The following is a 382-nucleotide window of genomic DNA, read 5'->3' as shown; positions in this document are numbered from 1 at the left end:
GTGCAGCAGGATATCGCAGAGCAGGAACAGGCCTTGCGGCTGCCACAGTCGCGCCAGCACCGTCGCATAGACGATGAAGACGAGGCCGATCGCCGCCGCCACGCCCGCCCGCAACCGCGATCCGGCAAAGGCCGGGAACCACGCATAGCCTGACGGCGACAGCAGCGACGTGTGCACCAGCACCGCGCCGATATTGGTCAGGATGGTGAAGAAGCTGAACAGGAAGACGACCGAGCCGAGGAAGCTGCGGCCGGCTTCCATCGAGGCCGGGATGGTGATGCATGCCTGCAGGACAAGTCCGATCAGGCCGACGGCCAGTCCCGCCCGCTGCAGGAAACGGCCCATGGCCTCAGGCGGCCGCAGCGCAGGACGGATTGCCCGC

The 382-nt window shown here is 67.3% G+C and carries 1 protein-coding gene; it reads right to left on the bottom strand.

The features are described 5' to 3' along the window. On the bottom strand, nt 1–345 hold a 345-nt coding region (locus EOA33_RS38695; RefSeq protein WP_190234569.1), incomplete at its 3' end, for a Pr6Pr family membrane protein. Nucleotides 346–382: the final 37 nt, after the last annotated feature.

Origin of the sequence: Mesorhizobium sp. M4A.F.Ca.ET.050.02.1.1, from assembly GCF_003997725.1 — a bacterium.
GTDB lineage: Bacteria > Pseudomonadota > Alphaproteobacteria > Rhizobiales > Rhizobiaceae > Mesorhizobium.
Note: the sequence above shows the minus strand (reverse complement) of the source record. Positions and strands in the feature narration are given on the sequence as shown.